The following is a 23,834-nucleotide window of genomic DNA, read 5'->3' as shown; positions in this document are numbered from 1 at the left end:
GAATAACAAGCGCTTCTGCAGGGTGTATTAAGCCGTAGGAAAACGGCAGAGGAGGAATGTGAAAGATGATTAAAGCAGGAATTATCGGTGCGACAGGATACGCAGGAAATGAGATCGTAAGACTTCTTCTTGGACACAAGGACGTTGAGATCAAATGGTTCGGCTCCCGAAGCTACATAGATCAGCAGTATGCAGATATTTATCAGAATTTTTTCAGGCTGGTGGATGCCAAATGTATGGATGACAACATGGCTGCACTTGCAGATGAGGTGGATGTGATCTTTACCGCAACACCACAGGGCCTTTGTGCATCCCTTATTAATGAAGAAATCCTTTCCAAATGTAAGGTGATCGACTTAAGCGCAGATTTCCGTATTAAAGATGTGAAAAAATATGAGAAGTGGTACGGGATCGAGCATAAGGCTCCGCAGTTTATCGAGGAAGCTGTTTATGGCCTCTGCGAGATCAACCGTGAGGATATTAAGAATGCAAGGCTGATCGCCAACCCGGGATGCTATCCGACATGCTCCACACTGTCTATTTATCCGCTATTAAAGGAAGGCCTCATTGATCCGAATACCATTATCATTGATGCCAAGTCCGGAACCTCCGGAGCAGGAAGAGGAGCCAAGGTTCCGAATCTCTACTGTGAGGTAAACGAGAGCATCAAAGCTTACGGTGTTGCCACACACAGACATACACCGGAGATCGAGGATCAGCTTGGATATGCATGCGGACAGGAAGTGATGATCAACTTTACCCCGCATCTTGTTCCGATGAACCGTGGGATCCTGGTAACAGCATATGCCTCCCTGACCAAGGATGTTACCTACGAGGAAGTAAAAGCAGCCTATGACAAATATTATAAAGACGAGTTCTTTGTACGTGTCCTGAACAAGGATGTATGCCCGCAGACAAGAAATGTAGAAGGCAGCAATTTTGTGGACGTGAATTTCAAGATCGATCCGAGAACAAAGAGAGTCATCATGATGGGCGCTATTGACAACCTGGTAAAGGGTGCAGCAGGACAGGCTGTTCAGAACATGAACCTGATGTTTGGATTTGACGAGAACGAAGGACTGAAACAGATTCCGATGTGCCCGTAAAACAGGCAGATCACAAATAAAATATGGGGGATGCCGAAGGACTTTAAACGAATGAACTGTGATATTCGATCTGGCATCACCATTGAGAGGAGATATATAATATGAAGATCATCGACGGCGGCGTTACAGCCGCAAAAGGTTTTAAGGCAGCGTCAACTGCAGCAGAGATCAAATATAAAGGCCGTACCGATATGGCCATGGTATTCAGTGAGGTTCCCTGTGTGGCTGCAGGAACCTTCACGACCAATGTGGTAAAAGCAGCTCCTGTAAGATGGGATCAGGACATTGTATATAATCACCCGGGTGCAAGAGCTGTGATCTGCAACAGCGGAATCGCCAACGCATGTACCGGCGAGGAAGGATTCGGCTATTGCAGGGAAACAGCCAAGGCAGCATCCGAAAGCCTTGGGATCCCGGAAGACAGCGTACTGGTAGCATCCACAGGTGTCATCGGAATGCAGCTTCCCATCGACCGTATCGCAAACGGAGTAAAAGCCATGGCACCGAAGCTTGCGGGAAGCCGCGAGGCAGGCCTTGAGGCAGCAAAAGCCATCATGACAACAGATACCGAGAAGAAAGAGGCAGCGGTAGAAATCGAGATCGGTGGAAAAACCGTAACGGTAGGCGGTATGTGCAAGGGCTCCGGAATGATCCACCCCAATATGTGCACGATGCTTGGATTTATCACCAGTGATGTGGATATCTCCAAGGAGCTTCTTCAGGAAGCACTTAGTGAGGATATCAAGGACACCTACAACATGGTATCCGTTGATGGAGATACCTCCACAAACGATACCGTCCTCCTCCTTGCAAACGGCCAGGCCGGCAATCCGAAGATCACAGAGAAAAACGCAGATTATGAAGAGTTCAAAAAAGCTCTTAACTACGTAAACACAACCCTCGCCAAAAAGATCGCAGGTGACGGAGAAGGCGCAACTGCACTCTTCGAGGTCAAGGTCATCGGCGCAGCCACCAAGGCAGAAGCCGTAACCTTAAGTAAATCCGTAGTAACCTCTTCCTTAACAAAGGCAGCCATTTACGGCCATGATGCAAACTGGGGAAGAATCCTCTGCGCCCTCGGCTACTCCGGCGTCCAGTTCGATCCGGAAAAGGTAGATCTCTACTTTGAGAGCAAAGCAGGAAAGATCAAGATCATTGAAAATGGAGTTTCTACAGGCTACAGCGAAGAGGAAGCAACTAAGATCCTCTCCGAAGAGGCAGTGACAGCCATCGCGGATATGAAGATGGGAGATGCATCCGCAACTGCATGGGGATGCGACCTCACCTATGATTACATAAAGATCAATGCGGATTATCGTTCTTGATGTAAGAACTCTGTAGAATGGTTTTTATGGTGGAGTTTAGTTGTAGTTTTGTTTCAGTTTGTAAGCTGAGAAAACCCTTAGGGGGAGCGAGCTCAAAGTTGCGAAGCCCGCACGCTCCCCCTAAGAACCCCCTCCGTTGGGCACGCTTGGCTGTGGCATGTAGAACTTCAGTCGACGAAGACAGACTGACGAGCTGTTCGCCTTCGGCGAAAGCGCGTCGGAAGCGGCTGTCTGCGACAGCCTGTCCGCAGCAGGCGCTTTGCCCGCAACGCGGGCAACAGCCCGTTCCCCGTGGCCGGAGGGGAGGAGCGCGAGGAGGGGAAACGGCCTTCGGAACTCCGAGTGCCTCCCCTCCTCGCAAATCCCACAGCTGTCAGCTGAGACAAAATTATAATAAAAAAGAAATCCCTCCAACATACAACAACAAAACCTTTTTCAATCCATATCATTTTTCAAAAAAAGGAGACATCCACATGGTAAATCAGAAATATCTTGACAAAGCAGAGGTTCTCATAGAAGCCCTGCCATACATCCAGCGGTTCAACCGCAAGATCGTAGTCATCAAATACGGCGGAAGCGCCATGCTTGATGAAGAATTAAAGCGTAACGTCATCAAGGACGCAGTCCTTCTGAAATTAGTCGGTTTCAAACCGATCATTGTTCACGGCGGTGGCAAGGAAATCAGCCGCTGGGTCGGTAAAGTCGGCATGGAGCCGCATTTTGTAAACGGTCTCCGTGTAACGGACAAAGACACTATGGAGATCGCAGAGATGGTTCTTGCAAAAGTAAACAAGGAGCTTGTTACTCTGGTAGAATCTCTCGGCGTACAGGCTGTAGGTGTCAGCGGTAAGGACGGCGGTCTTCTCCAGTGCAAAAAGAAGCTTTCCAAAGGCGAAGACATCGGCTACGTAGGTGAAGTTACAAAGGTTAATCCGAAGATCCTTCATGACCTTCTGGAAAGAGATTTCCTTCCAATCGTATTCCCGATCGGCTTTGACGAAAATTTTGATTCCTACAATATCAATGCGGATGATGCAGCCTGTGCCATTGCAGAGGCAGTTGAGGCAGAGAAGCTTGCCTTCTTGTCCGACATTGAGGGCGTTTACAGGGATGCAGATGATCCCTCCACTCTGATCTCCGAGCTTCGTGTAGATGAGGCTGAGAATCTGATCTCAGATGGTACTGTGGGCGGCGGTATGATCCCGAAGCTGAAAAACTGTATCGATGCTATCGAGCATGGTGTAAACAGAGTTCATATCCTGGATGGAAGGATCCCGCACAGCTTACTGCTTGAGATCTTTACAAACAAAGGTATTGGTACTGCAATTTTAAAAGATGATGGGGAGAAATATTACAATGAGCATGAATGAACAGATGGAAGAATCTGAAGCCAGTATTCTTCATACATATAACCGTTTTCCGGTAGTTTTTGAAAAAGGCGAGGGTTGTTACCTCTATGATTCCGAAGGAAAGGAATATCTGGATTTTGCGGCAGGTATCGCAGTAAATGCCCTGGGCTATCATTATCCGGGCTATGACGAAGCACTGAAATCCCAGATCGACAAGCTGATGCATATTTCCAACCTGTACTACAATGAGCCGATCATTGAGGCGGGTGCCAAACTTGTACAGGCAAGCCATATGGAAAAGGCCTTCTTCACAAACAGTGGTACAGAGGCCATTGAGGGTGCTCTGAAGGCTGCCAAGAAATATGCCTACGAAAGAGATGGCCATGCAGACCATGAGATCATTGCCATGAACCATTCCTTCCACGGCCGCAGCATCGGCGCTCTTTCCGTGACAGGCAATGCACATTACAGAGAACCCTTTGAGCCTCTGATGGGTGGGGTGAAATTTGCAGATTTCAATGATCTTGAGAGTGTAAAGGCTCAGATCACAGATAAGACCTGTGCCATCATCACCGAGACCGTACAGGGAGAAGGAGGTATTTATCCGGCTACAAAAGAGTTCCTGGAAGGCTTACGTAAGCTTTGTGATGAGAAGGATATCATCCTGATCCTGGACGAGATCCAGTGCGGTATGGGACGTACCGGACATTATTTTGCATGGCAGGCATATGGAGTACAGCCGGATATCATGACCTGTGCCAAAGCACTTGGCTGTGGAGTTCCGGTAGGTGCTTTTGTGCTGAACAAAAAAGCAGCTGCAGCTTCCCTGAAGCCAGGCGACCACGGAACCACTTACGGTGGAAATCCCTTCGTATGTGCAGCAGTCAGCAAGGTATTTGACATTTTTGAAAAAGATCAGATCCTTTCCCATGTGCAGGGACTTACTCCGTATTTTGAGGAGAAGCTGGACGAACTGGTTGCAAAGCATGACTGTGCAGAAACAAGAAGAGGCAAAGGTTTCATGCAGGGTATCGTGATCAAGGGGCGTCCGGTAGGAGACGTGGTGAAAAAAGCTCTTGCAAAGGGCCTTCTGGTGATCTCAGCAGGAAGTGATGTTCTCCGCCTTGTTCCTCCTCTTGTGATCACAAAAGAGGATATCGACAAGATGGCAGAGATCCTTGACGAGTGTATGGAATAATAAAAAAATAACAGATACAAAAGCAGCAGTATTTTCCGGAAAGGGTAGTGTGCCGATGGAGAATACGGCTGCTTTTTTGTCAGAGAGAAAATGTATATAAATTATATAACAGATATAGAAAACAGTATCCGAAAATCTGGTCGTGTGTTTGAAAACAAACAAAAACTGCTATGATACACCGACAAAATGCACAAAAAAGAGAGAGGGTTCGAGTATAAATTGCACATCTACACAGTTGATTTTAGAACGCCATATGTTATAATTTCACTGGTAAAAAAATTTATGTGAGGGGTGAGAATTTTGAAAAAATTATTAACCGTCATGTGTACTTTTCTGACAGTATTTCTGGCATGTCCTGTGGGTGTATGGGCAGCCGGAAACGGTGGGACAGGATCTGGTGTGCCGGTGTGGCTTTGTATCCCTTTTGCGGGCCTTCTTCTGTGTGTTGCAGTGATGCCGCTGGTAAAGGGTGAGTGGTGGGAGTCACATCAGCCCGTTGTGGTTGCATTCTGGATCGTTCTTATGATCATTCCGTTTGCAGTTGTTTACGGTGCCGGAAAAACTGCGGAAACAGTACTTGAGTGCGTGATCAATGACTATCTTACATTTATCATCCTGTTATTCGGACTGTTCTGTGTATCCGGTAACATTACAGTTGAGGGTGATTTTGCGGGTTCGCCAAGAGTAAATGTAGGACTTCTTGCACTGGGAACCCTGCTTTCCAGCTGTATCGGAACTACCGGAGCCAGCATGCTGATGGTCCGTCCGGTGATCAAAATGAATTCCTGGAGAAAGAGAAAGGGTCATATCATGATCTTTTTCATCTTTATGGTATCCAACATGGGTGGCTGCCTGACACCGATCGGTGATCCGCCGCTTCTGATGGGCTTCATGCGAGGAGTTCCGTTCTTCTGGAGCCTGCATCTTTTTCCGGTACTGATCTTTAATATGGTGATTCTTCTGTTTGTGTTCTATCATCTGGATATGCGCTCTTACAAGAAGGATATCGCAGAGGGACGTAAACCGGATATCAGCAAACCGGGTACCGAGTTTAAGATCGAGGGTCTTCATAATATCATCTTCCTTGTGATGATCGTTGTGGGTGTTATCTTAAGCGGAATGCTTCCAGGTATGCCTGTATTCCAGGATGCAGCCGGAAATGTAAAGGGGATTCATATTTTCGGTGAGGTTACTTTAAGCTTCCCGTCGATCATTGAGATCGTCCTGATCCTGGCAGCTGCATTTCTGTCCTTTAAAACAACGGATAAAAGGATCCGTGTGCGGAACCATTTTACCTGGGGTGCGATCAAGGAGGTTGCAGTACTTTTCATCGGTATTTTTATCACCATGCAGCCGGCCCTGATGCTTCTGAAAGCAGTAGGACCGAATCTCGGTATCACCGAGCCGTACCAGATGTTCTGGGCGACCGGAGCTTTGTCCAGCTTCCTGGATAATACACCGACCTATCTGGTATTTCTGACAACAGCGGGAACTCTCGGATTTACAAACGGAATCGCAACAACGCTGGGAACGGTTCCCGTAAAGCTTCTTTCTGCGATTTCCTGCGGTGCTGTATTTATGGGCGCCAATACATATATCGGCAATGCTCCGAACTTTATGGTCAAGACACTTTCTGACGAAAATGGTATCAACATGCCGTCCTTCTTCGGATATATGGCATGGTCCATTTGTTTCCTGGTACCGGTGTTCATCATCGATATGCTGGTATTCTTTTTATAAGGGAGGAGGATCAATATGCAGGATAATAACATTCGAGAGAAATGCAGAGAGCTTGCCACCAGACTTTATGAACTGGATGGCGAGGTTTATGAAAGCGTAGGATCTTCCCTTGGACGTACCTTCACCGGTGACAGAGAAGGCACTATCCGGAACTTAAGTGCTCTGATGTATACCAAACCGGACGGACATCTTCTTCGAAGCGAGATGGCACTGATCAGCAACATGGCCAGGACCATCAAGGATAAAGAAGAAAAAAGCCGTCTCATGAAGAAATATGATGAGATCTTTCAGGAGATCCTGACGCTGCCAGAGACTTTTGTTGCTACGGATATCATGGATAAGGAACGTGTGGCACTGAATCATATGATCAAGCGGAGGGAAAAAATCTCTGAGAATGACCATCTGGTCATCTGCATCAGTCGTACACAGGGAAGTGCCGGTAATGATATCGGTTTCGGACTGGCAGACAAGCTTCGGATCAACTATTATGATGTGGAGATCTTTGATCAGGTATTAAGGCGTCTTGAGGCGGAAAAGGGCGCGGTCAACGATGCGGAATATTTTGCGGATTTCAATAAATATGAGAAGAAGCATAAATTTGATCCCAAGGGCTGGTTCCGGGAATTCAACCGTTACCATGGTCTTCCGAAACAGGATGCGGTATTCTTTAACATGAGTGACCTGATCTGCGATCTGGCCTCAAAAGAGGACTGCATCATTATGGGAAGGTGTGCGGATGCGATCCTCAAGAACAATCACATTCCGCATATCAGTCTGTTTATCACAGCTCCTTTTGCTATCCGTGTGCAGCATGTTATGGATGTAAGGAAGATGAATATGAAGCAGGCAGTCCGTTTCCTGAAGAAGATGGACAGCCAGCACAGACGGTATTACAATTTTTACGGCGGAGCTCAGTGGGGCAAGCCGGATAACTACGATCTTTGTATCAACAGTGCAAGCTACGGAATCAATGAAACGGAGAATCTGATCCTGAAGCTTTTGAATGATCAGATCCACTAAGAGATAAAAATATGAGCAGCACGGAAGAAAGAAAAAGTTCCGGAAGGGGTTTTTAGCTTAACAGGCTGCAAACAGAAAAAGAATCAGAACAGAGTTCCTGCATTCTGAGGTAACCTTCTGCCAGACAGAAATACCTCAGAATGCAGGAACTTTTTTTATATTTTGTTTATAAAAACTTAATCTTGATTAACTTTTTTCATTTAGGGGATTGACATACGAAAAAACTTAGTATAAACTAACCTATGAGTTAGGGCTGACTAATTAGACTGAGTTAATTAATAGAAAGAAACGGAGGGATTCCATGCAGCCGATTTTATTTTTACAGTCAGGTGATACTGGCACGATCAAGCGTATTTCCGGAGCGGAGGATACAAGAAGATTTCTTGCAGGCCTTGGTTTTGTTGAGAATGCGGAAGTGACAGTTATTTCTCAGTTTGACGGCAATCTGATCGTAAATGTCAAGGATTCCAGAGTAGCAGTCAATAAGGAAATGGCCAGACACATTATGGTGTGACCGGACTGCGAGGCAGTGACCGGTAGTGAATTTGCCCCAAACTGCGGAAGGCGCAGTTGAGGATAGATTAGGAATTGGAATATGAACAGGGAGGAAAAGAGAAATGACTTTACGTGATGCAGCAGTAGGTTCTACAGTAGTTGTTTCCAAGATCACCGGCGACCCGGCTTACAAGCGTCGTATCATGGATATGGGAATCACAAAAGGCAGCGAGGTTTATATCCGAAAGGTAGCTCCTCTTGGAGATCCGGTTGAGATCACCATCAGAGGTTATGAGCTTTCCCTGCGTAAGCATGACGCAGCATGTGTGGAAGTAAAGTAAATAAGCTTCGAAAAATGACAGAGCGTCAGGCTCTGACCTGAAAAAAGGAGGATGCAAAATGTCTGTAACAATAGCTCTTGCCGGAAACCCGAACTGTGGTAAGACTACAATGTTCAATGCTCTTACAGGCGCAAACCAGTACGTTGGTAACTGGCCAGGTGTTACTGTAGAGAAAAAAGAGGGTAAGCTGAAAAACCAGAAGGATGTAACGGTAACAGACCTTCCGGGTATCTATTCACTTTCCCCGTATACACTTGAGGAGGTTGTCAGCCGTGATTACCTTCTGAAAGAGAAACCGGATGTGATCATCGATCTTGTGGATGCAACAAACATCGAGAGAAACCTGTATCTTGCAACCCAGCTTCTTGAGATCGGTATCCCGGTTGTTATCGCTCTTAATATGGTGGATCTTCTGAAAAAGAACAACATCCATATCAATGTAAAAGGCTTAAGCTCCGCGCTTGGATGCCCGATCGTTGAGACCTCTGCTCTTAAAGGAACAGGCCTTAAAGAGGTTGTTGATGAGGCAATCAAATGTGCGAACCAGCACAGAGTACCATCTAAGCAGATGGAATTTCCGAAAGCAGTAGAAAAAGCTGTAAATGAGATCGAGGGATTTGTTCCTGCAAACATCGCTGAGGAGAACAAGAGATGGTATGCAGTAAAGCTTCTTGAGAGAGACAGCAAGGTAAAAGAAGGTCTGAACCTTCCGGCTTCTGCACAGTCCAGGATCGAGGAGATTGCTTCTGGCCTTGAGAAGGCAGAGGATGATGATACAGAGAGTATCGTAACGGATGGAAGATATCAGTACATCCAGAAGGTTGTTTCTGCAAACGTTAAGAGAAGCGGAAATAAGATGACAGTTTCCGATAAGATCGACCGTATCGTAACAAACCGTGTTCTCGGTCTTCCGATCTTTATCCTTACCATGTTCGTCGTTTATTATGTATCGGTAACAACAGTTGGTACCATGGTAACAGACTGGACAAACGACAGCTTTGTGGGAACCATCCAGGGTGTTGTATCGGATGGACTCGGCAATGCCGGCGTTGCGGACTGGCTGGTAAGCCTTGTATCAGATGGTATCATCGGTGGTCTTGGTGCAGTGCTTGGATTCGTTCCGCAGATGGCAATCCTGTTCCTGTTCCTTTCCATCCTTGAGGATTGCGGTTACATGGTTCGTATCGCATTCGTCATGGACCGTGTATTCCGTCATTTCGGACTTTCCGGAAAGAGCTTTATCCCGCTTCTTATCTCCTCCGGCTGTGGAATCCCTGGAATCATGGCTTCCAAAACGATCGAGGCAGATAATGACCGTCGTCTGACGATCATGACAGCAACATTTATTCCATGTGGTGCCAAGCTTCCTGTTATCGCTCTTATGGGTGGTATCATGACAGCTTATGTAACCGGTGACTACGTAGCTGCTGGTTTCATCACACCACTGATGTACTTTATCGGTGTTGTAGCAGTTCTTGTATCTGCGATCATCCTGAAGAAAACAAAACCTTTCTCCGGTAAACCTGCTCCGTTCGTAATGGAGCTTCCACAGTATCACATTCCGTCTGTAAAGACAGTTCTGCTTCATGTTTGGGAGAGACTGAAAGGCTTCATCATCAAAGCCGGTACCATTCTTTTCCTTGCAACCGTTATCATGTGGATCCTTTCTAGCATCGGAAATACAGGAAGCGGAATCGGATTTGTTGAGGACAGCAACGACAGTATCATGGCTATCCTTGGCGGTATCCTTGCTCCGATCTTTGCCCCTCTTGGATTTGGTAAATGGCAGCCGGTTGCAGCCTCCATCTCCGGATTCTCCGCAAAAGAGTCCATCGTAAGTACAATGGGTGTTCTTGCAAACGTAGCTGGAGATGATGCAGAGGATACCATGATTGTTGGTGCAGCGATCAAAGCATGGTTCCCGACAGCAGTAGCAGCATTTTCTTTCCTGCTGTTCAACCTGCTTGACTCTCCGTGCCTTGCAGCTATTTCTACAATGGCACATGAGATGCAGTCCAGAAAATGGTTCTGGTTTGCAATTCTCTTCCAGAACATTTTTGCTTATGTTGTAACACTTTGTGTATATCAGATCGGTCTTGTTGTCACAGGTGCCGGTTCCTTCGGAATTGGAACGATCGTAGCGCTGATCCTTGCAGCGATCCTGCTCTTCCTTCTGTTCAGACCAGATCCGTACAAGAACCAGAACGATGTTACAAAGAGATCTGTACAGGCAGCAGAGTAATTGAAAACCGGTCATACAGTAACGATCCGGTACATATGATAGCTTTGAAATGATGCTGTAAGAACAGCTGAAATGATAAGAAATGCAGGAGACCGGGGATGTAAATACCTGGTCTTCTGTGCTATAATAAGCCTGAAGAAATATGGAAGTTTTTTTACAAAAGTATTCATCAGAGGCTGGCAGCAGTTCATAGGCTGTACAGCGAAAGAAAGGGTGACAGATATGAGTATGATAGCGGATATTATTGTACTGGCACTGGTGATCGCATATGGCGTATTTGTGATCAGTTATCTCTATTCAAGAAAGAAACAGGGGCTCAGCTGTGTCGGCTGTGCCGGTAACACACGTACAGGAGGCTGTGGCGGCAGCTGCTCCGGTCATTGTTCCGGCTGCTCCGGCTGCAGTGGAATGCATAAGTAACCAGGAGGGAAAGAAATCATGGCAAATGCAATTGTTGTCATCGTTGTTATCATCATTATGCTGTTTGCCGGAAAAGGCGCATATAAACATCTGAAGGGCGAAGGCGCCTGCTGCGGAGGCGGCAGCAAGCCGGAGATTCCGAAGAAGAAGCTGGATGGAACCAAGCTGGGTGAGAAAACCATGAAGATCACAGGCATGCACTGTGAGAACTGTGTGGCCAGCGTCACAAGAGCGATCAACCGCATTGACGGTGCGGCAGCAAAAGTAAGCCTGAAAAAAGGTGAGGCAGTGGTTTCCTATGACAGAGAGATCTCCAACGAAGAGCTTAAGAAGGTAGTGGAAGACAGAGGATATCACGTAGTTTCTATCCAGTAAAGCTTTATCATAAGAATAACTTTGCCGCGGCTTCTGAGCCGGCAGATCAGAGAAGAGACTTCTCGGCGAAATGCTTAAAAATATTTCGCCTGGGGGTCTTTTTTTGTATAAAAAGTCAGAGTTGCAATTGACTCACTAATGTACACCATTGTATAATAAAAACAGAAAAATTCAGACGGAATGAAAGATTTTCTTTCTATCCGGATGAGGCATTAAAACAAAATACAGCAGGAAACAGACTTTGACGGCAAGGAATATCCGAGCAGGAATCGTTGTTCATCCGGCACAGCTTAACCGAATCAACTGCGAAGCCAGTTATTCGGTTATGAACAAGCAGCAAATGCGGATCGCGAATATCCGCCTGACTATGTTTTGTGAGCGGAATACGGGACTCTTTCACCTTGTGCGTGAAAGAGCTTTTTTTATGAAAAATACCTGCGGGAGCGGACAGAATGAATTAGGGAGGATTTTATGCTGAAGGTAGCAGTATACGGAAAGGGCGGTATCGGAAAGTCTACAGTGACGTCCAACCTGGCGGCGGCTTTTGCAGCCATGGGGAAGAGAGTGATCCAGATCGGTTGTGATCCCAAGGCGGATTCCACCATCAATCTTCTTGGGGGAGAACCTCTACGGCCGGTAATGAATTATATGCGGGAAGAGGATGAGGAGCCGGAAAAGCTGGAGGATATTTCAAAGGAGGGCTTTGGTGGAGTCCTCTGCATTGAGACCGGCGGCCCCACGCCGGGACTTGGCTGTGCAGGCAGAGGTATCATCGCAACCTTTCAGCTTCTGGAGGATCTGAAGCTTTTTGAGACCTGGAAGCCGGATGTAGTGCTTTACGATGTTCTTGGGGATGTGGTATGCGGCGGTTTTGCGGCACCGATCCGAGAGGGCTATGCGGAAAAAGTACTCATTGTTACATCCGGAGAGAAAATGGCGCTCTATGCAGCCAATAATATTTCCAGCGCTGTGCGGAATTTTGAGGATCGAAGCTATGCGAGGATCTTTGGGATCGTGCTGAATCACAGGAATGTGGAGAATGAAACGGAAAAAGTAAATGCTTTTGCAGAAAAAAACAATATCCCGATCGTGGGTGAGATCCCGAGAAGTGACGAGATCATCCGATGGGAGGATCAGGGCAAAACAGTGATCGAGGGAGACGAGAATTCTGAGATCAGTGAGAAATTTTTTGCACTGGCGAGGAAGCTACTGGAAAGTGAAGAAACGGAGAAGGAGGATATATGAAAAAGGAAGCATATTTTGCAACTGCAGAAGAACTGGCCCGGGGTGGGCTGGAAGCGATCCCTCCGCAGATGATCTCCGGGAAGCATCTGATCTACAGCTCTCCTGCAACTCTGGCATTTAACTCTCCGGGAGCGGAGGGCTTTGGCGTAAAGCGGGCCGGGCTTGCAGTGCCGGATTCCATTATGCTGATCGTGGCACCGGGATGCTGCGGAAGAAATACTTCTCTTATCAGCTCCATGCCGGAGTACAATGATCGATTTTTTTATCTGATGATGGACGAGACGGATATTGTTACAGGCCGTCACCTGAAAAAGATCCCGAAAGCGGTAAAAGAGATCTGCGACTGCTGTGAGAAGAAGCCGTCTGTGGTGATGATCTGTATCACCTGTGTGGATGCACTTCTGGGAACGGATATGGAACGTGTCTGCCGGAAGGCAGAGGAAAAGGTGGATATTCCGGTGCGTCCCTGTTACATGTACGCACTGACACGTGAGGGCAGAAAGCCGCCTATGGTCCATGTGCGCCAGTCCTTATACTCCCTCCTTGAGCCACAGAAGAAAAAGGGAAATGTGGTCAATCTTCTGGGATTTTTTTCGCCGCTGGTTGATGACTGCGAGATGTATGAGCTGCTGCAGCAGGCAGGCGTAAAGACCATCCATGAGATCTCAAGATGTAAGGATTATGAAGAATATCAGACCATGTCACAGGCCAATTTTAATCTGGTGCTTCATCCGGAAGCAAGGTTTGCAGCGGAGGATTTTCATGACCGGCTGAAGATTCCTTTTATTGAGCTTCGGAGGCTCTACCAGACAGATAAGATCGAAAATCAGTATCGTGCCTTGGGACAGGTTCTTGGAGTCTCTTTTGATCAGGAAGTGTATAAAAAAGCAGCAGAAGAGGCAGTGGAGCGATTCCGGGAGGTCTGTCCGGATGCGTCTTTTGCTGTAGGGGAGTGCATGAACGGAGATCCCTTTGAGCTGGCCCTGGCCCTGGTGCGGTATGGTTTCCGGGTGCCGGAGATCTACGGAACTATCACAGCCGAGAATTTTGTATACATACGGCATCTTGCGGAATTGAGTCCGGATACAAAGGTTTTTTCCAATATGGAACCCACCATGCTGTATTACGATCCGTCCGGGAGCGAAGTGAACCTTACCATAGGAAAGGATGCAGGATATTATCACCGGGATCAGCCAAATGCCGTGTGGAATCAGGACCGGCAGCCCTATGGCTATGCGGGGGTACGCAGGCTGTTTGAAACACTGACAGAGAAAGTTTTGCAGAAGGGAGAAAAGGTATGAGAGGACTTCGGAAATATCTGACACCCTTTGCACCGGATCAGTCCGGAGCCGTGTCAGTGCTGTATGAGCTTGGTGGGATCATCGTGATCTGTGATGCAGGAGGATGTGCGGGAAATGTCTGCGGCTTTGATGAACCAAGATGGTTTGAACAGAAAAGTGCGGTATTCAGCGCAGGACTTCGGGATATGGATGCCATCCTGGGACGGGATGACCGCCTGGTTGCCAAGCTTGTGGATGCAGCAGAAAAGGTGGAGGCAGGCTTTGCAGCCATTATCGGAACACCGGTACCTGCTGTGATCGGAACGGATCATCAGGCACTGCGGCGGATGTGCGAGAAGAAAACAGATCTTCCGGTGCTTGCAGTAAATACCAACGGAATGGAGCTTTATGATGCGGGAGAGCGGAAGGCTTATCTGGAGCTTTTTAAAGCCTTTGCCCGGGAAAAGCTGCCTGTGGAGGCTGGTAAGACAGGAGTTCTCGGAATGACACCTCAGGATGTCAGTGACCTGAAAGCAGCAGACAAGATCCGTGAAAAATTCCGTGCCAGAGGACAGAGAGCAGTCTGCTACGGAATGGGAGACGGGCTTGATGAGGTAAAAAAAGCCTCCTCTGCGGAAAAAAATATCGTGGTTTCTCCTGCGGCACTGGAATGTGCCAGATATCTGGAGAAAACCTTCGGAACACCTTATGAGGTGGGATATCCTCTGGCGGAAGAGCTGGTTCCTGATATGGATTATACAGGAAAAAAGATTCTCATCGTGCAGCAGCAGGTGATGGCCGGTTCCATAAGAGAGGAGCTACGGAAACGTGGTGCGGACGGAGAGATCACCGTGGCAAGCTGGTTTTCCATGGAAAAAGATCTCCTGGAGGAGGGCGATGTGTCATTAAGGGATGAGGAAGATCACATGGAACTGGCAGAGAAGGGCGGATATGGCGTGATCTTTGCAGATCCATGTATGAAGCGGATGACAAAGGCTTTTTCAGGAGTGTTTGTGGATACAGTGCATTTTGCAGTATCCGGAAAATGCAGGTAGACCATAAGGGAAGGACATAAAGTTACATGCATGCTGCAGCCGGATCAGTGGAAAAAGCTGCAGGGAATGGAGAAACATATGGAGCGGGAAATTACGAAAATGATCCGTGTTTACGGGATCGTACAGGGAGTGGGATTTCGCCCTACGGTGAGCCGTCATGCTATGGCAAGAGGAATCCGTGGCAGTGTGTCCAATAAAGGACCTTATGTGGAGATTTTTGCTCAGGGTAAGCAGCAAGATGTGGATGCCTTTATCGCAGATATCGGGAATAAGCCGCCGAAGCGTGCAGCTATCCTGAAGCTTCTTGAAGAACCGGTGGGGGAGCCGGAAAAATTTACACAGTTTGATATCATCGAAAGTGAGAAGACAAGGGGTGAGATCTTTGTCTCCCCGGATATCGCGATCTGTGATGAATGTAAGGCCGAGATGTTTGATCCGGAAAACAGGCGGTATCTTCATCCCTTTATCAACTGTACCTGCTGCGGTCCGAGACTGACGATCCTGGATTCGCTTCCTTATGACCGTGAACGGACCAGTATGAAGGAATTTCCCATGTGTCCCTCCTGTGCGGATGAGTACCATAACCCGGACACCAGACGTTATGATGCCCAGCCGGTGTGCTGCAATGACTGCGGCCCGGAGGTATACCTGGCGGGAAGAGAGGAACGGGGCCGGGAGGCTATCACTTATACAAGGAAGATCATTGCTTCCGGCGGGATCGTGGCCATCAAGGGGATCGGTGGTTTTCACCTTTGCTGTGATGCTACCAGTGAGGAGGCAGTACAGCGGCTGCGGCAGCGGAAACGGCGTCCGGTGAAGCCTTTTGCAGTGATGGCACAGGATATGGAAGCTGTGAAGAAGATCTGTAAGGTCAGCGAGGAACAGGAGAAGATCCTTACCGGTCATCAGAAGCCGATCCTGCTGTTGGATAAGCTGCCGGGAGAAACGGGGCTTTGTGAGAGCATTGCACCCGGGAATCCCAAGGTGGGTGTCATGCTTCCCTATGCACCGGTTCAGCTGCTTCTTTTTCATTACGATGATGGGATCCGGATGCCCGGGCTTCTGGTAATGACCAGCGGAAATACTTCCGGGGCGCCGATCTGCAGAGATGATGAGGAGGCGGCAGAGGAGCTTTCCCATCTCTGTGACTGCATTCTTTCCCACAACAGGAAGATACGTATCCGGGCCGACGATTCGTTGATGGATTTCTATAAGGGTGAACCCTATATGATCCGCCGTTCCCGCGGGTATGCGCCTCTTCCGTTTATGGTCTCCACACCCTGGAAGGGCCAGGTGATCGCAGCAGGTGGAGAACTTAAGAACACCTTCTGCATTGGTGTGGATAACCGTTTTTATCCTTCCCCTTATGTGGGAGATCTTGAGGATCTTCGAACGGTAAAAGCCCTGAAGGAAACGATCGGGCGGCTGGAAACACTTCTGGAGGTGCAGCCGGAGGTAGTGGTCTGTGATCTTCACCCTAAATATAATTCCACAGTGGTGGCAGAGGAGCTAGGGCTTCCGGTTCTGAGGGTGCAGCATCATTATGCACACATTTTATCCTGCATGGCAGAAAATGACTGCGAAGAAAAGGTGATAGGGGTTTCCTTTGACGGAACAGGCTATGGAACCGATGGAACCATCTGGGGCGGAGAGCTCCTGGTTGCAGACTGTCAGGGATTTACAAGGCTTGGAAGTATAGAACCCTTTGTCCAGGTTGGCGGAGATATTTCCGCAAAAGAAGGCTGGCGGATCGCCGTTTCCCTGATCTGGCAGAATACGGGAAATCTGGAAAAAACCCTGGACACTGTACGTAAACTGGGACTATGCACAGATCAGGAAGCAAAGGTACTGGTGACTATGGCACAGCGGAAGATCAATGCCGTGACTTCCACCAGTGCAGGAAGACTTTTTGACGGAGTCAGTGCGATCCTGGGGATCCGGAGAGCGTCCACCTTTGAGGGAGAAGCGTCCACAGCACTGGAATTTGCGGCGGAGGCCTGGAGAAAGCAGCGGGAGATGCAGAAGAAAAATCCGGAAGAAAATCTGAAGATACGGATGTCAGAAAAGGAAGACATTCCGGAAAGTACAGGCATCTCAGAAGCGTCTGAAGATGAACGAAAATTTATTTTAAATACAGGTGAGATCGTTGCATATCTGGTCCGGGCAAGGCTTGCAGGAGAGGATCCCGGGAAGCTGGCTTATGGATTTCACCGGGCACTGGCAGATGAGATCCTTGCAGCCTGTGAGGAAGCAGAGCGGCAGACCGGAATCCGGAAAGTGGCATTAAGTGGCGGTGTCTTTCAGAACCGGCTGCTTCTGGAGCTGGTAGATGACGGCCTTACGGAAATGGGGTTTGAAGTTCTGAAGCACAGCCTGATCCCGCCGAATGACGGAGGGATCGCACTGGGACAGGCGGTGTATGGGATGGCTTATGTGCAGCGGCACAGATAAATATAGACGAGATCATGCAGATACGGATCATAAATGTTTTATGATAACGCATGGAGCATACAGCAGAAATGCAGGATGGGAGGCACAGATATGTGTGTAGGATTATCAGCAAAAGTAGTAAAGATCAGTGACGGAACAGCAGTGGTGGATGCAGGCGGCGCAAAGAGAGAGGTTTCCGCCCAGCTCCTGGGAGACCTGGAGCCGGGGGATTATGTGATGGTGCATGCAGGTGTTGCCATTGCAAAGATCACCGATGATGACGAGGAAGAGACAGACCAGCTAATGGAGGAACTGCTGTGATGGAAGAGAGGAAAAAAACAGCAAGAGAGATCATAGAAGGATATCAGGGGCCGCCGGTGCGGATCATGGAGGTCTGCGGAACACATACCCACGAGATCTTCCGTCTGGGGATCCGCAAGCTTCTGCCGCCGCAGGTGGAGCTGATCTCAGGACCGGGATGTCCGGTCTGTGTAACACCGGTAGGGTTTATTGACGAGGCCGTTTATCTTGCTCTGAAAAAACAGGTGACGATCTGCACATTCGGTGATCTTGTCCGCGTACCGGGAACAAAGAAAAGCCTTGCAGATGCCAGGGCAGAAGGCGCCAGGATACGGATCGTCTATTCACCGGCAGATGCGGAAAAATATGCGAAAGAGCATCCAAAAGAGCAGGTGGTATTTCTTTCCGTTGGCTTTGAGACCACCACGCCTGCCGGCTGTCTTTCCGTGAAAAAGGCCGGAGAGGACGGACTTTCCAATTATTCGCTCCTTGTGGCAAACAAGACCATGCCCCAGGCTTATCAGGCATTAAAGGGCAGTGCGGATGTGTTCCTTTATCCTGGACATGTCAATGCGATCACAGGAACTGCGCTCTGCGAGCAGTTGGCAGAGGAAGGCATCAGTGGTGTGGTGGCAGGCTTTACAGCGAAGGAGCTGCTTACGGCACTGGCTGTTGCACTGGTACGTTTTCAGGAAGGAAAACCGTTCTTTGTGAATTGCTATCCCCGTGTGGTAAAAAGTGAGGGAAGCCCGGAGGCACAGAACCTAATCGAAGAACTGATGGAGCCCTGTGATTCCGAATGGCGCGGTCTGGGTGTGATCCCGGGGTCCGGCCTGGTGCTCCGGAAGGAGTGGGAAGCCTTTGATGCCAGAAAAAAATATGCAGTGCCGCCGATCCAGGGCAGACCAAATCCGGCCTGTCGCTGTGGGGATGTGCTTCAGGGGAAATGCAAACCATCAGATTGTAAGGTATTCGGAAAGGTCTGTACCCCGCAGCATCCGGTAGGTGCCTGTATGGTATCCAATGAAGGTGCATGTTCCGCATATTTTATGTACGGAAACTGATGTCCGCTTTAATGGACTGCGAAATATGATACATTACATATAGTACAAACGAAGGATCGTATCCGGAAGATCTGACAGGATGAAACCGATATGAAATTCCTTTGACCCAGCATAGAAAGAAGATAATATTATGGAAAATAAAACAGTGACCATGGCACACGGTGCCGGAGGCCGTCAGACCTCAGAACTGATCGATGAAGTATTCAAAACGCATTTTGCAAACCCGGATCTCACAGCCGATGATGCGGCCGTGCTGGTTCCGCCTGCAGGAAAAATGGCAGTATCCACCGATGGATTTATTGTTTCCCCGGCATTTTTTCCGGGGGGAAATATCGGCAAGCTTTCCATCTGCGGAACCGTTAATGACCTTGCCTGTATGGGAGCAAAACCGATGTATCTTACCTGCGCTTTTGTCATTGAGGAGGGTTTTCCCATGGAGAAGCTGGAGGAGATTGCCGCAGCCATGGAAAAAACAGCAAAAGAAGCCGGAGTGCGTATTGTTTCCGGAGATACTAAGGTGGCAGGAAAAGGTCAGGTTGACGGTGTGTTTATCACAACAACCGGAATGGGTGAGATCCAGGAGGGCGTTCAGGTAGGCGGTGAGCTGGCAAAACCGGGAGATGCCATTATTGTAACCGGTGATGTGGGAAGACATGGATGCACCATCCTTCTGGCAAGAGAGGATTTCGGCATTGACGCAGATGTGACAAGTGACTGCGCACCGCTGTGGGGAGCTGTAAAAGATGTACTGGATGCTACCCATAACATTCATGTGATCCGTGATGCCACAAGAGGTGGTGTCGGAACGGTTCTTTACGAGATCGCAGGACAGAGTAACGTAGGGATCCGCCTGGATGCAGCAGCTGTTCCGGTAGCTCCGGAGGTAAAGGGTGTCTGCGGCATGCTTGGCCTGGAGCCGCTTTATCTGGCCTGTGAGGGACGAATGGTGATCATGGCGCCAAAGGAAGAGGCAGGAAGGATCGTGGAAGCACTGCGTAAATGTCCTTATTCCAGGGACGCAGCCATTATCGGTGAAGTTACGGAAGACCAGCCAGGAAAGGTTGTCATGACTACGGAGATCGGAACGCAGGCACTTCTTCCGCAGCCGGGAGGAGAGCTTCTGCCGAGGATCTGCTGATAATATCGGAAAGGAGAGTCAGATCTTATGGAGACAAGAGTGGCATTGATCTCGATCATTGTGGAAAACAATGACGTGATCGATGATATCAACCGTTTTCTTCATGAAGCGGGAAAATATATTATCGGGAGAATGGGGATCCCTTACCGGGAAAAAGGCATCAATATCATCAGTATTGCCATTGATGCACCACAGGATGTGATCAGCTCCTTATCCGGAAAGATCGGCCACCTCAGTGGAGTTTCCGCCAAAACGGCATATTCCAATGTGATCACAAAAGCGGAGGACAGAAAATGATAAAAGTTGCGGTATACGGAAAGGGCGGCATCGGAAAATCTACTACGGTTTCCAATGTGGCAGCTGCCCTTGCGGAAAAGGGAATGAAAGTGATGCAGATCGGCTGTGATCCCAAGGCAGATTCCACGATCCTTCTCAGGCATGGAAAAAAAGTTCCCACTGTGCTGGAGCTGTATAACGAAAAACGCCAGGAGCTGAAGCTTACGGATATGGTGCAGATCGGATATGGGGGTGTAGTCTGTGTGGAAGCCGGCGGTCCTGCACCTGGGCTTGGATGTGCGGGAAGAGGTATCATTACCGCTCTTGAGAAGCTTAAGGAAAACGGAGCCTATGAGACCTATAAACCGGACATTGTTTTTTATGATGTACTGGGAGATGTTGTCTGCGGTGGATTTTCCATGCCTATGCGAAAGGGGTATGCAGATAAGGTATTTATCATCACCTCCGGAGAAAACATGGCCATCCATGCAGGGGCAAATATTGCCATGGCAGTGGATAATTTCAGAAACAGAGGATATGCATCTCTTGGCGGCGTGATTCTGAACCGGCGGAACGTGCCGGGAGAGGAAGAAAAAGTCCGGGAGCTGGCAGAGGATTTTCATACGCGGGTAGTGGGAACGCTTTCCAGAAGTGAGCTGGTCCTGGAAGCAGAGAATCGAGGAAAAACTCTTCTGGAAGCTTATCCGGATTGTGAGATGGCAGAGGAGTACCGGACACTGGCCGAGCAGATCCTGAATGCATGCAGGGAGGAAGGCTCATGTTAAAAAGAGTTGGTAACAGAGAGCTTTCGGGAAAAACAGAAATATTTATAAAGGAAGCCTCTTTTCCGGTTCCCTTTCAGCCGGGGCTGGAATTTAATTCACCAGTCCATGGAAACTGGAATATCGTACATACGGGAATGCTGGTTCCGGAAGCAAGGCAGATCTACGTCTGTGCGGATAACTGCATGCGTGGCGTTGTGCTGACTGCCGCAGAGATGAATGCGGCAGACCGTTTTTCTTTTGTGATCGTGGAGGAAAAGGATCTTCTGGGCGGAAATCTGGAGGATGTGACCATTGAAGGAGTGACGGACATTCTGAACCGGCTGGATGAGAAGCCAAAGGCAGTATTGCTTTTTACCGTGTGTCTTCATCATTTTCTGGGAAGTGATCTGGACCGCATCTACGGCGAACTGGAAGAAAGATTTCCGGAGATCTTTTTTATGCGATGCTTTATGGATCCTGTCATGCAGAAAACAGGTCCGACTCCGGATCAGAAGCTGCGCCGTGCCATGTATGATGCAGTACCGGAGAGGAAAGCTGATCCGGAATGTGTTACAGTCCTGGGCAGTGATTTTGTGTTGGATGAGAGTGCAGATATCTGCCGGATCCTGAAAAAGAACGGAATCCGTCTCCGGGAAGCACCGGCCTGTAAGACCTGGGAGGATTATCAGAGCCTGGGAGAGGGAAGCCTGATCCTTAACTGTTATCCGGCAGGAAAATTCGGAGTACAGCAGCAGGCGGAGAGACTTGGAAGGCCGTTTTTATACCTGCCCGGAAGCTTTGACTATGAGGAGATAGAGACGCAGGAAAAGTATTTGCTGGAGCTGCTGGATCAGCAAAGTGGCGGTAAAAATGGCCTGGATATCGAAACGGAGATCCGAAAATGCGAGGAAGCTCTTTTCCATGCACACCAGATCATCGGTGACACTCCCGTAGCTGTGGATTATCTTTTTCATCCAAGACCTCTGGGACTTGCAAAGCTTCTCCTTACGCATGGATTTCAGGTACAGTCCGTTTTTCTGGATAGTATCAGCCCGGAAGAAAAAGAAGTATTTTTCTGGCTGAAGGAGAATTATCCGGAACTCAGGCTGATTTCGACTGTTCGCCCGGAGATGAGAGTGCGGCCACGGCAGCATTCCGGAAAAATCCTTGCCGTCGGACAAAAAGCAGCCTGGTTTACCGGAAGTCGGAATTTTGTCAATATGGTACAGGGTGGCGGGCTCTGGGGCTTTGAAGGGATCAGACGTACTGCACAGCTGATGCTGGAGGCATTTAATGAGGAAAAAGCTCCGGAGGATCTGATCGTTCGAAAGGGATGGGGGTGCGAAAGCTGCATATGAGACAGGCATATCGGATCATACCGATCTACACGGCAGACGTGTCCGGCGTCTGCTCTGCATTGTATGAGCTTGGAGGAATGACAGTGATGCATGATCCCTCCGGCTGTAATTCTACCTATAATACCCATGATGAGATCCGGTGGTACGATCAGGACAGTCTGATCTTTATCTCAGGTCTTACGGATATCGATGCCATTATGGGAAATGATGAGAAATTTCTTCAGGATATCGAAGAGGCGGCAAAGGAGCTGAAACCGAAATTTATTGCACTTGCAAGCTCTCCGATCCCTTTTATGAATGGAACGGATTTTCCGGGACTGGCCCGTGCACTTACGGCAAGAATCGGAATCCCGGCATTTTCGGTTCCGACCAGCGGCATGCATGACTATGTATACGGAGCAGGGCTGGCGCTGGCAGAGATCGCCGGACATTTTACAGGAGCTGCAGAGAAAACCGGAAGGTGTTCAGAAGCACCCACAGGATCTGCTGAAAGATCTACAGAGAAGAGAAGCCGGAAATTAAATATTCTTGGAGCAACCCCCCTTGATCTTGGCCCGCAGTCTGCAGTAGATGCCATGAAAAAACGTCTGAAAAACTATGGCTGGGAGATACTTTCCACCTGGGCTATGGGGGATACGCTGGAAGCTTTGTCCTGTGCCGGTGAAGCAGCGGTAAACCTTGTGGTATCCTCTGTGGGAATCCCGGCGGCCAATGTGCTGAAAGAAAAATTCGGTACGCCATTTCTCGTGGGGACTCCTGTGGAAGGCTATGAGGGGCAGATTTCAGATGCACTTGAGCGGATCGCGGATAGATCCTGTGGAGAGTGGGTAAATAAAAAGGATGACTCCGCAGAGGAAAGCGGAGGGCAGATCTTAGGGAAACAGGAGGAACTGTGGAAAGTAACTCCGGAGCAGGTAATCTATTTTCAGGGAAGGAACAGTCTGTCAGCAGTATCTGACCCTTCAGGAGAAAGCAGGGAAATGCCCGACAAAGATGAGGTATTTTTTTCCGTACCGGACATTACCATCATCGGAGAACCGGTTACCATGGGCTCCCTGGCAGCAGTCATAGAGCAGAAATACGGAAAAAAGGTTCAGCTACTCTGTCCGCTGGAGATCACAGAGGGACTTTTGCGCAAGGGAGATGAAGCCATCTGTGGCGAGGAAGCCATGGAAGAAAAGCTGAAAACAGCCAGGATCATTGTGGCAGACCCACTCTATCGTCCGATCTGTCCGAAAACAGCCATTTTTTATGAGATGCCGCATATTGCGTTTTCCGGAAGGATATATCTCAGAAAATATTTTCCGGAATAA

At 48.6% G+C, this 23,834-nt stretch carries 22 protein-coding genes; all 22 read left to right on the top strand.

From position 1 onward, the window contains the following. Positions 1-65 precede the first annotated feature (65 nt). The 22 genes from argC (at position 66) to CCC70_RS05515 (ending at position 23,834) form a co-directional block, all read left to right on the top strand. Positions 66-1,106, top strand: coding sequence for an N-acetyl-gamma-glutamyl-phosphate reductase (gene argC / locus CCC70_RS05620; protein WP_015526006.1), 1,041 nt, complete (start codon positions 66-68; stop codon positions 1,104-1,106). 101 nt (positions 1,107-1,207) lie between these two features. Then, entirely contained in the window at positions 1,208-2,431 is a 1,224-nt protein-coding gene (argJ, locus tag CCC70_RS05615; RefSeq protein ID WP_022426392.1) for a bifunctional glutamate N-acetyltransferase/amino-acid acetyltransferase ArgJ, read from the top strand. A gap of 473 nt (positions 2,432-2,904) precedes the next feature. After that, on the top strand, positions 2,905-3,801 hold the full coding sequence (gene argB / locus CCC70_RS05610; RefSeq protein WP_022426393.1) for an acetylglutamate kinase: 897 nt from the start codon (positions 2,905-2,907) through the stop codon (positions 3,799-3,801). Then, complete coding sequence (locus CCC70_RS05605; RefSeq protein ID WP_022426394.1) at positions 3,788-4,978, top strand: aspartate aminotransferase family protein; 1,191 nt, start codon at positions 3,788-3,790, stop codon at positions 4,976-4,978. The genes argB and CCC70_RS05605 overlap by 14 nt, the downstream gene beginning before the upstream one ends. Before the next feature lie 300 nt (positions 4,979-5,278). Next, complete coding sequence (locus CCC70_RS05600) at positions 5,279-6,718, top strand: sodium:proton antiporter (protein ID WP_118752792.1); 1,440 nt, start codon at positions 5,279-5,281, stop codon at positions 6,716-6,718. A 15-nt stretch (positions 6,719-6,733) separates the two neighbouring features. Further along, the gene (locus tag CCC70_RS05595) at positions 6,734-7,738 is read left to right on the top strand and encodes a cytidylate kinase-like family protein (protein ID WP_022426396.1); all 1,005 of its coding nucleotides are present in this window, start codon (positions 6,734-6,736) and stop codon (positions 7,736-7,738) included. A gap of 301 nt (positions 7,739-8,039) precedes the next feature. Further along, a complete protein-coding gene (locus CCC70_RS05590; RefSeq protein WP_015525999.1) occupies positions 8,040-8,252 on the top strand; it encodes a FeoA family protein in 213 nt (70 codons plus the stop codon). A gap of 103 nt (positions 8,253-8,355) precedes the next feature. Beyond that, entirely contained in the window at positions 8,356-8,574 is a 219-nt protein-coding gene (locus CCC70_RS05585) for a FeoA family protein (RefSeq protein WP_015525998.1), read from the top strand. Positions 8,575-8,632: 58 nt separating this feature from the next. After that, positions 8,633-10,816 carry a ferrous iron transport protein B gene (gene feoB / locus CCC70_RS05580; protein ID WP_287084422.1) on the top strand — a complete coding sequence of 728 codons (2,184 nt, stop codon included), beginning with the start codon at positions 8,633-8,635 and terminating at the stop codon, positions 10,814-10,816. Between the two features lie 222 nt (positions 10,817-11,038). Next, the gene (locus CCC70_RS05575) at positions 11,039-11,236 is read left to right on the top strand and encodes a FeoB-associated Cys-rich membrane protein (RefSeq protein ID WP_092070282.1); all 198 of its coding nucleotides are present in this window, start codon (positions 11,039-11,041) and stop codon (positions 11,234-11,236) included. An 18-nt stretch (positions 11,237-11,254) separates the two neighbouring features. Next, positions 11,255-11,611 (top strand): heavy-metal-associated domain-containing protein, encoded by a 357-nt coding sequence (locus tag CCC70_RS05570; RefSeq protein ID WP_021651583.1) that lies wholly within the window; start codon positions 11,255-11,257, stop codon positions 11,609-11,611. 471 nt (positions 11,612-12,082) lie between these two features. Then, entirely contained in the window at positions 12,083-12,856 is a 774-nt protein-coding gene (locus CCC70_RS05565; RefSeq protein WP_021651581.1) for a nucleotide-binding protein, read from the top strand. Next, the gene (locus CCC70_RS05560) at positions 12,853-14,157 is read left to right on the top strand and encodes a nitrogenase component 1 (protein ID WP_110103324.1); all 1,305 of its coding nucleotides are present in this window, start codon (positions 12,853-12,855) and stop codon (positions 14,155-14,157) included. Before CCC70_RS05565 ends, CCC70_RS05560 begins: the two co-directional genes overlap by 4 nt. Further along, positions 14,154-15,191: a nitrogenase component 1 gene (locus tag CCC70_RS05555; RefSeq protein ID WP_287084420.1), complete on the top strand. Its 1,038-nt coding sequence runs from the start codon at positions 14,154-14,156 to the stop codon at positions 15,189-15,191. The genes CCC70_RS05560 and CCC70_RS05555 overlap by 4 nt, the downstream gene beginning before the upstream one ends. A 78-nt stretch (positions 15,192-15,269) precedes the next feature. Next, a complete protein-coding gene (hypF, locus tag CCC70_RS05550) occupies positions 15,270-17,642 on the top strand; it encodes a carbamoyltransferase HypF (protein WP_287084419.1) in 2,373 nt (790 codons plus the stop codon). A 90-nt stretch (positions 17,643-17,732) separates the two neighbouring features. Continuing rightward, on the top strand, positions 17,733-17,942 hold the full coding sequence (locus CCC70_RS05545) for a HypC/HybG/HupF family hydrogenase formation chaperone (protein ID WP_022426401.1): 210 nt from the start codon (positions 17,733-17,735) through the stop codon (positions 17,940-17,942). After that, complete coding sequence (gene hypD / locus CCC70_RS05540) at positions 17,942-18,985, top strand: hydrogenase formation protein HypD (protein WP_287084417.1); 1,044 nt, start codon at positions 17,942-17,944, stop codon at positions 18,983-18,985. Before CCC70_RS05545 ends, hypD begins: the two co-directional genes overlap by 1 nt. Before the next feature lie 130 nt (positions 18,986-19,115). Beyond that, complete coding sequence (gene hypE / locus CCC70_RS05535) at positions 19,116-20,123, top strand: hydrogenase expression/formation protein HypE (protein WP_110103327.1); 1,008 nt, start codon at positions 19,116-19,118, stop codon at positions 20,121-20,123. Positions 20,124-20,150: 27 nt separating this feature from the next. Continuing rightward, entirely contained in the window at positions 20,151-20,420 is a 270-nt protein-coding gene (locus CCC70_RS05530; protein ID WP_021651574.1) for a TM1266 family iron-only hydrogenase system putative regulator, read from the top strand. Then, complete coding sequence (locus CCC70_RS05525; RefSeq protein ID WP_138277102.1) at positions 20,417-21,184, top strand: nitrogenase iron protein NifH; 768 nt, start codon at positions 20,417-20,419, stop codon at positions 21,182-21,184. The genes CCC70_RS05530 and CCC70_RS05525 overlap by 4 nt, the downstream gene beginning before the upstream one ends. Then, the gene (locus CCC70_RS05520; RefSeq protein WP_138277103.1) at positions 21,178-22,521 is read left to right on the top strand and encodes a nitrogenase component 1; all 1,344 of its coding nucleotides are present in this window, start codon (positions 21,178-21,180) and stop codon (positions 22,519-22,521) included. Before CCC70_RS05525 ends, CCC70_RS05520 begins: the two co-directional genes overlap by 7 nt. Then, positions 22,518-23,834 (top strand): nitrogenase component 1, encoded by a 1,317-nt coding sequence (locus CCC70_RS05515; protein ID WP_287084415.1) that lies wholly within the window; start codon positions 22,518-22,520, stop codon positions 23,832-23,834. Before CCC70_RS05520 ends, CCC70_RS05515 begins: the two co-directional genes overlap by 4 nt.

Origin of the sequence: Blautia sp. LMAG:89, from assembly GCF_008679485.1 — a bacterium.
Classification (GTDB): Bacteria; Bacillota; Clostridia; order Lachnospirales; family Lachnospiraceae; genus Blautia_A; species Blautia_A fusiformis.
Note: the sequence above shows the minus strand (reverse complement) of the source record. Positions and strands in the feature narration are given on the sequence as shown.